This is a genomic window from Galactobacter valiniphilus, from assembly GCF_003575975.1.
Taxonomy (GTDB): Bacteria; Actinomycetota; Actinomycetes; order Actinomycetales; family Micrococcaceae; genus Galactobacter; species Galactobacter valiniphilus.
The window spans coordinates 44,275-56,697 of the sequence record NZ_QQXK01000015.1 but is presented as its reverse complement, the minus strand read 5'-3'; the positions used below and the strand labels follow the sequence as shown (position 1 = coordinate 56,697).

The window sequence follows — 12,423 nt, the reverse complement described above, 5'->3', positions numbered from 1 at the left end:
GGCGCCGGGGCGCGCGCTCGGGGTCATCACGCGGTGGCGTTGATGAGGCCCAGCCCGAGCAGCAGGTAGAGCAGGAAACCGAGGGCGATGCGGTACCAGACGAACGCACGGAACGAGTGCGTCGAGATGTACTTCATGAGCCAGCCGATGATGACGAAGCCCACGACGAAGGCGACGAGGGTGGCTACGGCCGTCTCACCCAGGCCGTACGGGCCGGTGAAGCCCTCGTCGAGGGACTTCACGAGCTTGTAGCCGCCGGAGAGCACCACGGCGGGAATGGCGAGCAGGAAGGAGTAGCGGGCGGCGGCTTCGCGCGTGAAGCCCATCGCCAGGCCGCCCGTGATGGTGCCGCCCGAGCGCGAGACGCCGGGAATCAGGGCAAGGGCCTGGAACAGGCCGTAGAGCAGGCCCTGCCCCGCCGTCATGTCGCGCAACTGCTTGCGCTGCTTGCCGAGCGAATCCGCGAGGGCCAGCAGGATGCCGAACACGATGAGCATCGTGGCCACGATCCACAGGCTGCGGAAGGTCGTGTCGATCTGGTCCTGGAAGAGCAGGCCGAGCACACCGATCGGCAGGGAGCCGAGGATGATCCACCAGCCCAGGCGCGCGTCCGGATCGTTCCGCGGCAGCTTCCCGACGAGCGAGAGGAACCAGTGCTTGATGATCTTGACGATGTCCCGCCAGAAGAACACGATCACTGCCAGCTCGGTGCCGAGCTGCGTGATCGCGGTGAAGGCGGCGCCCGGGTCACCGCCCGGCATGAATCCGCCCACGATGCGCAGATGCGCCGAGGAGGAGATCGGCAGGAATTCGGTGAGGCCTTGGACCAGTCCGAGCAAGGCGGCGTACAACCAGTTCACGGAAGTGAACCCTACTTCACGCGCGCGGCCTCAGGGCCGCGCGCCGGGAACTCAGGACTCCAGCGTGTCCTCGTCCGCGTCCTCGTCGTCGTCATCGCTGTCGTCGGGATCCTCGTCGAAGAGGTCGAGCGGGGTGGACTCCTGGTAGGCATCCCACAGCGCGTCCTCGTAGTTACCGAACGTCTCAGCAATGCGGTCGTAGGCCTCATCGACCCGCGGGTCGTCGTCCGAGCGGCGGGCCGCCACGGCGTTGAGGTGCTCGGCGAGGGCCGAGGTGAGGGATTCGAGGGCGAGGCGCGGATCGGAGCTCATGGGCCAAACGCTACCCCGCCGCGCCCGCACGCGGCAGTCCCCGGTTCCAGCGTTCGGGAACCAGCGCGCTGACCGCGCCGCGGCGCCCGGACTTTGGCACAATGGCGCCACCATGTTGCAACGCCTTGAGGGAGCCGATCCCGCCCGCGCCCACGGAGAGAGCTCCTATGAGTACCTCGTGATCTCGCTGAGCCCGGGCGAGTCGCTCAGCGACGCCCGCAGCGCCCTGCGGGAGCACTCCGAACTGGGCCGCTGGGAGCTCGCGCGCACCCTCATCTACCAAGGTGGTGCCCGCCGCTACTGGATGCGCCGGCGCGTCATGCGCGTGGAATCCTCGCTCGGCCCCGCGCGCTAGTCCGAGCCGCTCGGGCGGGCCGGCGTTCCCGCGCCGCCCCGCCGCGTCGTCGTGCTGTTCAGGCCTGAGCCAGCGGTCCCAGGAGCCAGTCGGCCACCGTCCGGTGCGCCGACTCGGCGTCGGAGGGGTGGTAGAGGCTCGCGAGCACGTCGCGATAGAGCCGCTCGAGCTCGGTGCCGCGCGAGAACTCGGAGCCACCCGACACCTTGAGCGCCTCCATGATCAGCTCGCGGGCGGTGTCGCCCGCCTGCGTGCGGAAGGTCACGAGCCGGGGGAACCAGGACGCGCCGTGGTCGGCGCCGGCGTCGAGGTCTGAGGCCAGTTGCCGCGCCTGCGCGTCGAGGGCCAGCTGGGACATGCCGGCCTCCGAGACCCGCCAGCGCAGGGCCGGGTCCTGCGCCAGGCTTTCCCGCGTGGCGCGGGAGCGGCGCAGCGTGAGGTTGCCTGCCGCCAGCTGCACCGCACGATCGGCCACGCCCGCGTAGACGGAGCCGGTCAGCGTCAGGAAGGAGGCAAAGATCCCGAAGATGAGCGGATCGCTCGCCTCCCCCACCCCCAGGACGCTGTGCACGTCCTCGGCGCGCAGCAGCGCCTTGTCCAGCTTGGTGCCGTTGGAGGCCGAGGCGCGCATGCCCAAGGCGTCCCAGTTCGGCAGCACCTCGACGCCTGGCTGGCGCTGGACAAAGCCGTGCACGAGCCGCGCGTCTTCCCCCTCTCCCTCCTTGCCGAACACGCCGAGGCGCGTCCAGGCGGCCGAGAGGGAGGTGAAGATCTTGGCGCCGGTGAGCTCGTAGTCTCCGTCCTCCCGGCGGCGGGCCTCGGTGAAGGAGTCAAAGAGCACGGCGTCGTTCCCCGGCTCGGAAACGCCGAAGGCCAGCACCTCCCCCTCCGCGGCCCAACCGCGCATGCGGGCGAGCCGCTCATCTCCGCGCGCTCGCAGCAAACGATCCACGCCGAGCCACACGAGGTGCATGTTCACGGCCAGCGCCGTGCCCGGCGCGTGCGCCGCGACGAGCCGCTGGCCGGCCACCGCCTCGGCGAAGCCCCAGTCCCGCCCGCCGAGCTCCACTGGGAGCATGGCGGTGAGGTATCCGGCCTCGCGCAGGGCGGCGAGGTCCTCGTGGGCAAAGGAATTCTCGCGGTCGTGGCCGGCGGCCCGCTCGCGCAAGCCGCGCAGCAGGGCCGGGGTGAGGATCTCGGAAACGGGGGCAGGCACGGCAGGACTCCTTGGTGACGGGACGCGGTTCGGACGGGTGGGGAGGGGTGGGCTGGCGGTGCGGTGGGCGCGGCGCGCTCAGAAGCGCCGGATGAGGGCGCCGAGGACGTCGAGTCCAAAGTGCAGGGCGGAGACGGGCACCCGCTCGTCCACGCCGTGGAACATGCCAGTGAAGTCCAATTCTTCCGGGAGCCGCAGGGGCGCAAAGCCGTAGCCGGACACGCCCAGGCGGGCGAGCGCCTTGTTATCGGTGCCCGCCGGAAGCATGTAGGGGAAGACCTCCGCCCCGGGATCTGCCTCCCGCAGAAGCTCGCCCATGAGCGCGACGAGCGGGGCGTCGGCCGGCGCGTGCATCGACTCGAACTCAATCCCTCGCTCCAGGGAGACCTTCTCCCCCGCGAGCTCCTGCAGCTTGACGATGGTCTCGTAATGCTGCCCGGGCAGGGTGCGGACATCGATGCGGGCGCTCGCCGTGGACGGGATGACGTTGTCCTTGTAGCCGGCGCGCAGCACGGTCGGGTTGACCGTGGTGGCCAGCGTGCCCGTGACGAACTTGGCAGCGTCCCCGAGGGCGGCAAGCGTGGGGGCCGGGTCCTCCGGGTCGAAGGTGGTGCCGTTCAGCCGGGCCACGCCCTCCAGCAGTTCGAGCGTGGAGGGGTGGTAGCTGCGACCCCAATCGTGCTCGCCGATGCGGGCGAGGGCCTGGGCCAGGTGCAGCACCGCGTTGTCCGAGTTGGTCTGCGAGCCGTGACCCGCGGTGCCCTGGGCCGTCAGGCCCAACCAGGCCATCCCCTTCTCGGCGGTCTGCACCAGATAGGCGCGGGTCCCGGCCACCGTGGTCGAGAAGCCGCCCACCTCCGAGATCGCCCACCCGGCGCCCTCGAACTCCTCCGGGTGGTTGTCGACCATCCACTGGGCCCCGAACAGGCCGCCGGCCTCCTCGTCGGCAAACATCGCCACGATGAGATCGCGCGGGGGCTGCTCCCCCGAGCGCACGAGCTCGCGCACGGCCGTCAGGATCATGGCGTCCATGTTCTTCATGTCCACGGCGCCGCGGCCCCAGATCATCCCGTCGATCAGCTCGGCGGCGAACGGATCAACGCTCCAGTCCTCGGCGGCGGCTGGCACCACGTCGAGGTGGCCGTGCAGGATCAGGGCGGGCAGGGTGCGATCGCGCCCCGGGATGCGGGCCACCAGATTCGCGCGGCCGGGAGCCGACTCGTAGATGCGGGACTCGACCCCGACCTCCGCGAGCAGCTGCGCCACATACGCCGCGGCCGGCGCCTCGTTGGCGGAGGCCGCGCCGGAGCCGTCGTTGGAGGTGTCGATCCTGATGAGCGAGCGGGTGATCTCAACGACCTCGTCCTGGGCACTGGGGCGGGCTGACTCCACGATGCTTCCTCTTCTCCTGGGCTGGGGGCTGCTAGGCGTTCAGAGGCACCCCGGACCTGCGGGGCGTTCCGCGCCTCACCCTAGTGCGATCACGTGTTAGCGCACCCGGACAGTTGCGTTGAGGAGGCCTCGATTTGTTCCTTGGCCGCCACTCGTGTAAGCTCTTACTCGTTGCCACGGCGGCCGAAAGGAAGCCGGAGACACCACCTGCGCGGGTGGCGGAATAGGTAGACGCGCTAGCTTGAGGTGCTAGTCCTGGAAACGGGGTGGGGGTTCAAGTCCCCCTTCGCGCACAGAGTAGAGGCCCTCGGGAGTGATCCCGAGGGCCTCTTTTGTTTACTCCATGAGACCCTTGAAGGTGGAACTCTCACCGCCGAAGGTTTCGCCAGCGCAACCGTGCATCGTTTTTCTTCAGGAGCCCGGCGTGAGCACCCCCATCGTCAACGTTCTCTCCCTGCATACCTCGCCCCTGGCCCAGCCCGGGGCCGGCGATGCTGGCGGCATGAACGTCTTTGTTCTTCAAAGCGCACTGGCGCTCGCCGCCACGGGCTCGCGGGTCAACATCTTCACGCGTTCGCGAGCCGCCTGGACCCGCTCCCCCGCCCCCGGCGTCTACGTCTACGGCGTGCCGGCCGGCGGTGACCGGCACCTGAGCAAGGAACAGCTCGCTGAGGCCGTCCCCGACTTTGCCGCCGCCCTGCTCTCGCACGCCGACTTCGACGCGCGCGCGCCGCTGCACTCGCACTATTGGCTCTCCGGCGCCGCTGCGGCGCTCGTGCGCCGTAGGCATCCGGGGCCGTGGGTCCACACGATGCACACCACGGCGGCCCGAAAGCACCGGCATTCCCCCGGCGTTCCCCTGGAGCAGCCGCGCGCGAGCGCTGAGGCGTCCATCGCCGCCACGGCCAACGCACTCACGGCCAACACGCCGTCGGACCGCGAGGAACTGCTCTCCGACTTCGGGTTGCCGCCGCACCGGGTCAGCGTGGTCTCCCCCGGCATCGACACCGCGGTGTTCACGCCGGAAGGCGAGCGGGCCGCGTGGCCGCTCAGCTGTCAGGGCCCCCGCCTACTGTTTGCCGGCCGGATTCAGCCGTACAAGGGACCGCAGGTCGCCATCTCCGCGCTGGGCCTCCTTGCCAGGCACGGGATCGGCGGGACGCTGGTGCTCCTGGGCGATCGCTCGGGTGCGGGGGCGCAGGATCCGGCGGCGCTGGCCGCGGCGGCCGGGGTGGGTGCGCGCGTCCTCTCGCTGCCCCCGGTCCCGCACACCGAACTGGCGGCCTGGTACCGCTCGGCCGACGCCGTGCTCATGCCCTCGCGGCACGAAACGTATGGGCTCGTGGCGGCCGAAGCCCTGGCCTGCGGCACTCCCGTGTTCGCGCACGCTGTGGGCGGCCTGCGCACGCTCGTCAACGACGGCGTGGACGGGCGGCTGCTGCCGGATCTGGATCCGGTGCACTGGGCGGAGGCGCTCGCGCGGCTGCAGCACGGCGCCCCCTTGGCCTGGCGCAGCGCCGCCGCGGAGACCGGAGCGCACCGCGGCTGGGACGCCACGGCGCGGCTGCTCCAGGCGCTCTACGCCCGCCTGGAGCAGCCCCGCGCCGCCTGAACCCCCTTACAGGGGCGTGACCTCACCGGCGAAGTGCGGCTTGGAGGCCTTGGCGTTCCAGCCCGAGAAGCGCACGACGCCGCCCGGCTGGCTCGTGCGGTTGACCTCCACCGTGCCTGGCAGGAACACGGGCGTCGCGAAATCGACGCTCCAGGCGTAGCCCGTGCCGTGAGGCGCACACTGCGCCAGGGCCCGGCCGGCCAGGTACATGCCGTGGGCGATCGGCGCCTTGAGACCCAGGACCTTGGCGCTGAGCGCGCTGAGGTGGATGGGGTTGTAGTCGCCGAGCACCGCCGCGAAGCGGCGGCCCGTGGAGCCATCCAGGCGCCAGCGCGCCGTCGTGCTCGGTGGAACGAAGGCCGCGCGTTCGGGCGCCGGGGGCGCCTCGACGCCCTCCAGGCGCACGCCCTTGGCCAGGTAGAGGCTGCGCCCCTCCCAGACGAGCTCCCCCTCCGAGAACAGCCGGGTCTCGATCGTGACGGCCGTGCCGGCGTGGTGGGCCGTGAGGCCAACTGCCCTCGCACTCACGGCCAACGTCTCGTCCGGCCGAACGACGCGCGGCTGGCGCACCTCGTTGCGCAGGTGGACGAGTCCCAGCAGCGGGAGCGGGAAGTCCTTGCGGGACATGAGCCACAGCGCCACGGGGAAACCGAGGCCGTGCAGCAGCACGCTCGGGAGTTCCTCGCGCACCGTGTCGCCCACGAGCCGCTGGTAGGCGGTGAGCTGCTCGCGGGAGCAGCGCACCGCCTCAACGTACGCCTCGGTGTCGGGCAGGGCGTCCGGCGCCACCGACGTGACCTTGCGCAGCACGCGCGGCGCGGCGGAGGCGTACAGAGTGCCGAGCGTCGGGACCTCGGGCAGCGTCTCTCGCACGGCTCAGGCCCCGATCAGGCTCTGGCCGCACACGCGCAGCGTGCGCCCGTTGATGCCGCCGGCCGCGTCGGAGGCCAGGAAGGAGATCGCCTCGGCGACGTCGAGCGGCAGGCCGCCCTGCTGCAGCGAGGGCAGGATGAGTCGCCCGGCGGCGCGCGTGCCGAAGGGAATCTTGGCCGTCATCTCGGTCTCGATGAAGCCCGGAGCCACGGCGTTGATGCCGCCGCCCAGCGCGCCGAAGGCCCGCGCCGAGGCGCCCACCATGCCGATGACGCCGGCCTTGGAGGCTCCGTAGTTGGTCTGGCCGCGGTTGCCGGCGATGCCGGAGGTGGAGGCCAGGCTCACGAGCCGCAGCCCGGGCAGGCCCGCGTCGAGGAAGGCCTGATTCATGCGCAGCTGCGACTCGAGGTTCACGGCCATGACCGAGTCCCATTTCGCAGCGTCCATGTTCACCAGCAGCTTGTCTCGCGTGATGCCGGCGTTATGGATCACGATGTCGAGGCGGCCGTGGCGCCTCTGGGCGTGCTCGATGATCTTGGAGCCCGCATCGGGCGCCGTCACGTCCAGCTGCAGCGTGGTGCCGCCCACCTCGTTGGCGACCTTGGCGAGGGCGTCGCCGGCCGCCGGGACGTCGACGGCCACCACGGTGGCCCCGTCGCGGTGCAGCACCTTGGCTATCGCGGCGCCGATGCCGCGGGCGGCCCCCGTCACGACGGCGACCTTGCCGGCGAGCGGGCGGTCCGGGTTGCTCGGCAGCGCGCCGCCGGTCCCCTCCACGCGGATGAACTGACCGTCCACATACGCGGAGCGGCCCGAGAGGAGGAAGCGCAGGGCGCCCTGTGCGCTCGGCGCGTCGAGGCCGATGCCTTCCGCCAGCTCGATCCCGTTACCCGTGGCGCCATCGCGCAGCTCGTGGGCGAGCGAGCGCAGCAGGCCCGTGACACCCTGGCGCGCGGCCGCCACGGCCGGCGCGTCGTCGTTCGAGGCAGGGCGGGCGATCGTGATGACGCGGCCGCCGGGGGCCAGCTTGCGCAGCGCGGGCGAGATGGTCAGCGCGGGCGCGGAGAGCCCGGAGGGCGACTCGAGGTCATCGAGCACGGCGACGATGGCGCCCAAGGCGGCGTCGCCGGCGTCGTGCGTGCGGACCTCCTGACCCCAGCCCAGGAGCAGCTCGCCCAGCTCGGCGGCCAGGGGGCTCGAGCCCACCACGAGGATCGCGCCGGGGACGAGCGGGGCGCCCTCACGGTAGCGGCGCAGGGTGACTGGCGCCGGCAACCCGAGCTGCTTGACGAGCGAGCGGCCCAGGCCGCTCGTGGCGAAGTTCAGGTACTGATCGGCCATGTCAGCGCGCCTCCAGGATCGCGACGATGCCCTGGCCGCCGGCCGCGCACACGGAGATCAGGCCGCGGCCCGAGCCCTTCTCGTGCAGCAGTTTGGCGAGCGTGGCGACGATGCGCCCGCCCGTCGCGGCGAAGGGGTGTCCGGCGGCGAGGGAGGAACCGGCCACGTTGAGCTTGCTGCGGTCGATCGAGCCGAGCGGCGCGTCAAGGCCGAGGCGTTCGGAGCAGAACTCCGGATCCTCCCAGGCCTTCAGCGTGGAGAGCACGGTGCCGGCAAAGGCCTCGTGGATCTCGTAGAAGTCGAAGTCCTGCAGGCTCAGGCCGTTGCGGGCCAGCAGCCGCGGCACGGCGTAGGCGGGGGCCATGAGCAGGCCCTCCTCGCCGGAGACGAAGTCGACGGCCGCGAGCTCGTAGTCGACAAAGTCGGCCAGCACGGGCAGCGAGTGCTGGGCGGCGAACTCCTCGGAGCCGAGCAGCACGGCCGAGGCGCCGTCGGTCAGCGGGGTCGAGTTGCCGGCCGTCATGGTGGCCTGCTCGCCCAGGTTCTTGCCGAAGGCGGGCTTGAGCTTGGCGAGCTTCTCCACCGTGGAGTCGGCGCGGAGGTTGTTGTCGCGCGTGAGGCCGCGGTACGGGGTCACGAGATCGTCGAAGAAGCCGCGCTCGTAGGCGGCGGCGAGGTGCTGGTGGCTCGCGGCCGCGAGCTCGTCCTGCGCCTCGCGCGTGATCCCCCAGCGCTGGGTGGTGAGGGCCTGGTGTTCGCCCATGGACAGGCCGGTGCGCGGCTCGTTGGTGCCGGGCGCTGCGGGGGCGAGGTCTCGCGGGCGCAGGGACGCCACAGCGCCGAGCCGATCCTTCAGGGTGCGGGCGCGCCCCAGGGCCAGCATGCCGGCGCGCGCGCCGTCGGACAGGGCGATGGGGGCGTCGGAGATGGTGTCGACGCCGCCGCCGATGGCCGAGTCGATCTGGCCGAGCTTGATCTTGTCCGCGAGCGAGCCGATGGCCTCGAGGCCCGTGGCGCAGGCCATCTGGACGTCGTAGGCGGGGGTGGCCGGATCCAAGGCCGTGCCGAGCACGCTCTCGCGCGTCAGGTTGAAGTCACGCGAGTGCTTCAGGACGGCGCCGGCAGCGACGGCACCCAGGCGTTCACCCTGCAGCCCGAAGCGGGCCACCAGGCCGTCGAGCGCGGCGGTCATCATGTCCTGATTGGAGGCGCCGACATAGGCGCCGTTGGCGCGGGCGAAGGGAATGCGGTTGCCGCCGATGATCACTGCTCGGCGCGGGGAAGGGCTCGAAGCCATGGTGTCCTCGTGTTCCTTGACGGGTGACGTCGCTGAAGGGGTGGCCGGCGCTGAGCCGACCAAGCGGGGGGCGTTCTGTCCGATACCGAGCGTACCTGATACGCTCGGTATCGTGAAACAGATCACCCCTGTCAGTGAGCCGCGTCATGTGCCGCGCCAAGAGCTCCTTCCGCCGCGCCACAGCGACGGCCGCGCGACCCGCTGGGACGAGCACCGCAACCAGCGCCGCGACGAGCTCATCCTGGCCGCGCGACGCGCCATCCACCGCGGCGGACCAGGGGTCGCCATGGGCGACATCGCGGCCGAGGCGGCCACGAGCAAGTCCGTCTACTACCGCTACTTCGGCGACAAGGACGGCCTGCGTCGCGCCATCGGCGACGACGTCGTGAGCAAGCTCAGCTCGGCGGTCCAGGCGGCGGGGCGCAACGCCCCCGACCCGCTCGCCGCCCTGTCTGCCATGATCGGCACCTACCTGGCGCAGGCCGAGGCCTCGCCCAACACCTACGCCTTCGTCATGGCCCCGGGCGACGCCGGCCAGGCCGATGCGCTCAAGCACGTGAGCGACCACCTCGCCGAGCTCTTTCGCGAGCGCCTGCAGGAGCTCAACCCTGGCCCCTCGTTGCTCGCGCAACTGAGCCTCTGGCCGCACGCCGCCCTCGGCTTCATCCGCGCCGCCGGCGAGGCCTGGCTCGAGCGCGACGCTGGCGAGCGCGAGGGCGCGGCCGAGCTGACCTCTTACCTCACCGCCTGGCTGATTTCCGGCCCCACGTCCACCCCCGCGGACGCGGTCCGCGCGGTCTCCCTTCCTTCCGCCCCCGCGGCACAGCAGTAGCCAGAATCGAAAGGATTCGTTGATGAGCACCACCGAGAGCACCACCCCCCGCCTCGACGTCGCAGCGCTCGGCGAGCAGCTCCTGGGCCGCTGGGCCGAGGTGCGCCGCGAGGCCCGCGCCCTCTCCGCGCGCCCCGAGCTGGCCAAGATCGAGGGGCAACCCATGCCCGAGCATCGCGAGCGCACGCTGCAGAATCTCTACACCCTCGTCGAGGCCAAGGCCGTGCACCGCGCCTTCCCGAGCCACCTGGGCGGCGGGGACGACCACGGCGGCAACATCGCGGGCTTCGAGGAGCTCGTCACGGCCGACCCCTCGCTGCAGATCAAGGCCGGCGTGCAGTGGGGCCTCTTCGGCGCCGCCGTCCTGCACCTCGGCACGCGCGAGCACCACGACAAGTGGCTCCCCGGCATCATGAGCATGGAGATCCCCGGCGCCTTCGCCATGACGGAGACGGGCCACGGCTCCGACGTCGCCTCCATCGCCACGACGGCCACCTACGATCCGCAGGCCCAGGAATTCGTCATCAACACCCCGTTCCGCGCGGGCTGGAAGGACTACCTCGGCAACGCGGCCCTGCACGGCAAGGCCGCCACGGTCTTCGCCCAGCTCATCACCAACGGCGTGAACCACGGCGTGCACTGCTTCTATGTGCCGATCCGCGACGAGGCGGGCACCTTCCTGCCCGGCATCGGCGGCGAGGACGACGGCGTCAAGGGCGGGCTCAACGGCATCGACAACGGCCGCCTGCACTTCAGCGACGTCCGCGTCCCGCGCACCAACCTGCTTAACCGCTACGGCGATGTGGCCGAGGACGGCAGCTACTCCTCCCCCATCGAGTCCCCCGGCCGCCGCTTCTTCACGATGATCGGCACCCTGGTCCAGGGGCGCGTCTCGCTCGACGGCGCCGCGACGGCCGCCTCCAAGGTGGCCCTCCAGATCGCCGTCACCTACGCGAACCAGCGCCGCCAGTTCAACGCGAGTAGCGATGTCCAGGAGGAGGTCATCCTCGACTACCAGCGCCATCAGCGCCGCCTCATCCCGCTCATCGCCCGCACCTACGCCGGCTCGTTCTCGCACGAGGAGCTGCTCGAGGCCTTCGACGGCGTCTTCTCCGGCGAACGCGCCTCGGACGCCGACCGCGAGGATCTCGAGACCCTCGCCGCCGCGCTCAAGCCCACCACGACGTGGGACGCGCTCGGCACGCTGCAGGAGTGCCGAGAGGCGTGCGGCGGTGCCGGCTTCCTGGCCGAGAACCGCTTCACCGGGCTGCATTCCGACCTCGACATCTACGCGACCTTCGAGGGCGATAACAACATCCTGCTCCAGCTCGTGGGCAAGCGCCTGCTGACCGACTACGCCAAGTCCTTCAAGGGCATGGACGCCGCCGGCATGGCCCGCTTCGCGCTGCGCACCGTTTCCGATGCCGTCCTGGCCCGCACCGGCCTGCGCGCCCTGGGCCAGGAGGCCCGCGACACGGGCAGCGAGAAGCGCAGCGCCACCGTGCTCAAGGATCCCGAGGTCCAGCGCGCGCTGCTGACGGAGCGCATCAACGTCACGGTGTCCCAGATCGGCCGCGCGCTCAACGACGTGGCGAAGGCCTCCTCGGCCGAGAAGGCCCGCGTCTTCAACGAGAACCAGGACGCCCTCATCAAGGCGGCCGCCGCCCATGGTCGGCTCCTGCAGTGGGAGGCGTTCACGCGCGGCCTGGAGGCCGTCGAGGACGAGGACACCCGCACCATTCTCACGTGGCTGCGCGATCTCTTCGGCCTGGGATGCATCGAGGAGGAGCTCGGCTGGTACCTCATGCATGGCCGCCTCTCCGCCCAGCGCGCCCGCACGCTCATCGAGTATGTTGACCGCTTGATCGCCCGCCTGCGCCCGCACGCCCAGGACCTCGTGGATGCCTTCGGCTACACGCAGGCGCACCTGCGCGCCCCCATCTCCTCGGGAGCCGAGCAGGCCCGCCAGGACGAGGCGGCTGAGTACTACCGCCACCTGCGCGCCGATCCCAACTCCCCCGTGGACGAGAAGGTGTTGCTCAAGCGCCGCCGCGCCGAGGCGAAGGCGGCCGCCAAGGCCGGCCGGCGCTAGGCGCCCGGGCGCCCCCACCTGGCGCCACCCACGGCAAGGGCCCGACGGCGGGTGAGCACCCGCCGTCGGGCCCTTGCCTTACGCTGGTTCTCACCTCCTCTCCCGCCTTTGTCGTCGAGTCCCGCACGATTCGTGCGGGACCCGACGACAACGGCGGGAGTGGGCGGGCGTAGGGGGCGGGGCGAGGGCTGGCGGGCGGGGTCCCCGCGCCACGCCCCTGCCCGGTGGGAGACGGCGCGGG

11 protein-coding genes and 1 tRNA gene are annotated in these 12,423 nt (G+C 71.4%); 5 read left to right on the top strand and 7 right to left on the bottom strand.

Features of this window, described 5'->3' with window-relative positions; translation table 11 throughout:
* Positions 1 to 26: 26 nt before the first annotated feature.
* On the bottom strand, positions 27 to 860 hold the full coding sequence (locus DWB68_RS08840; protein ID WP_119424772.1) for an undecaprenyl-diphosphate phosphatase: 834 nt from the start codon (positions 858 to 860) through the stop codon (positions 27 to 29).
* 51 nt (positions 861 to 911) lie between these two features.
* Complete coding sequence (locus tag DWB68_RS08835) at positions 912 to 1,172, bottom strand: hypothetical protein (protein WP_119424771.1); 261 nt, start codon at positions 1,170 to 1,172, stop codon at positions 912 to 914.
* Between the two features lie 112 nt (positions 1,173 to 1,284).
* Between DWB68_RS08835 and DWB68_RS08830 the strand changes: the two genes are divergently transcribed.
* Positions 1,285 to 1,527, top strand: coding sequence for a DUF5703 family protein (locus DWB68_RS08830; RefSeq protein ID WP_119424770.1), 243 nt, complete (start codon positions 1,285 to 1,287; stop codon positions 1,525 to 1,527).
* Positions 1,528 to 1,585: 58 nt separating this feature from the next.
* Here the strand turns inward: DWB68_RS08830 and DWB68_RS08825 are convergent, their stop codons facing one another.
* Together DWB68_RS08825 and DWB68_RS08820 are read right to left on the bottom strand one after the other, a co-directional pair.
* Positions 1,586 to 2,743, bottom strand: a complete 1,158-nt coding sequence (locus tag DWB68_RS08825; protein WP_119424769.1) for an acyl-CoA dehydrogenase family protein — start codon at positions 2,741 to 2,743, stop codon at positions 1,586 to 1,588.
* A gap of 78 nt (positions 2,744 to 2,821) precedes the next feature.
* Complete coding sequence (locus DWB68_RS08820) at positions 2,822 to 4,135, bottom strand: M20/M25/M40 family metallo-hydrolase (RefSeq protein WP_233548693.1); 1,314 nt, start codon at positions 4,133 to 4,135, stop codon at positions 2,822 to 2,824.
* A gap of 209 nt (positions 4,136 to 4,344) precedes the next feature.
* Between DWB68_RS08820 and DWB68_RS08815 the strand changes: the two genes are divergently transcribed.
* Together DWB68_RS08815 and DWB68_RS08810 are read left to right on the top strand one after the other, a co-directional pair.
* Positions 4,345 to 4,428: transfer RNA gene (locus tag DWB68_RS08815), tRNA-Leu, on the top strand.
* A 131-nt stretch (positions 4,429 to 4,559) separates the two neighbouring features.
* Complete coding sequence (locus DWB68_RS08810) at positions 4,560 to 5,747, top strand: glycosyltransferase (protein ID WP_158588267.1); 1,188 nt, start codon at positions 4,560 to 4,562, stop codon at positions 5,745 to 5,747.
* A 6-nt stretch (positions 5,748 to 5,753) separates the two neighbouring features.
* Here DWB68_RS08810 and DWB68_RS08805 read toward each other — a convergent pair whose 3' ends face one another.
* Genes DWB68_RS08805 through DWB68_RS08795 form a run of 3 tightly spaced genes read right to left on the bottom strand, consistent with a single transcriptional unit; the run spans position 5,754 to position 9,258 of the window.
* Complete coding sequence (locus DWB68_RS08805; RefSeq protein ID WP_119424766.1) at positions 5,754 to 6,620, bottom strand: MaoC/PaaZ C-terminal domain-containing protein; 867 nt, start codon at positions 6,618 to 6,620, stop codon at positions 5,754 to 5,756.
* Between the two features lie 3 nt (positions 6,621 to 6,623).
* Complete coding sequence (locus DWB68_RS08800; RefSeq protein ID WP_119424765.1) at positions 6,624 to 7,961, bottom strand: 3-oxoacyl-ACP reductase; 1,338 nt, start codon at positions 7,959 to 7,961, stop codon at positions 6,624 to 6,626.
* Between the two features lies 1 nt (position 7,962).
* A complete protein-coding gene (locus tag DWB68_RS08795; RefSeq protein WP_119424764.1) occupies positions 7,963 to 9,258 on the bottom strand; it encodes an acetyl-CoA C-acetyltransferase in 1,296 nt (431 codons plus the stop codon).
* 112 nt (positions 9,259 to 9,370) lie between these two features.
* Here DWB68_RS08795 and DWB68_RS15985 point away from each other — a divergent pair, with 112 nt between their 5' ends.
* Both DWB68_RS15985 and DWB68_RS08785 read left to right on the top strand, forming a co-directional pair.
* Positions 9,371 to 10,090 (top strand): TetR/AcrR family transcriptional regulator, encoded by a 720-nt coding sequence (locus DWB68_RS15985; RefSeq protein ID WP_158588266.1) that lies wholly within the window; start codon positions 9,371 to 9,373, stop codon positions 10,088 to 10,090.
* A gap of 22 nt (positions 10,091 to 10,112) precedes the next feature.
* Positions 10,113 to 12,182, top strand: coding sequence for an acyl-CoA dehydrogenase family protein (locus tag DWB68_RS08785; protein ID WP_119424763.1), 2,070 nt, complete (start codon positions 10,113 to 10,115; stop codon positions 12,180 to 12,182).
* Positions 12,183 to 12,423: the final 241 nt, after the last annotated feature.

Coding starts and splice junctions, on each gene's coding strand:
- DWB68_RS08835 (WP_119424771.1), bottom strand. CDS start 1,172: ATGAGCTCCGATCCGCGCCTCGCCCTCGAATCCCTCACCTCGGCCCTC.
- DWB68_RS08830 (WP_119424770.1), top strand. CDS start 1,285: ATGTTGCAACGCCTTGAGGGAGCCGATCCCGCCCGCGCCCACGGAGAG.
- DWB68_RS08800 (WP_119424765.1), bottom strand. CDS start 7,961: ATGGCCGATCAGTACCTGAACTTCGCCACGAGCGGCCTGGGCCGCTCG.
- DWB68_RS08795 (WP_119424764.1), bottom strand. CDS start 9,258: ATGGCTTCGAGCCCTTCCCCGCGCCGAGCAGTGATCATCGGCGGCAAC.
- DWB68_RS08785 (WP_119424763.1), top strand. CDS start 10,113: ATGAGCACCACCGAGAGCACCACCCCCCGCCTCGACGTCGCAGCGCTC.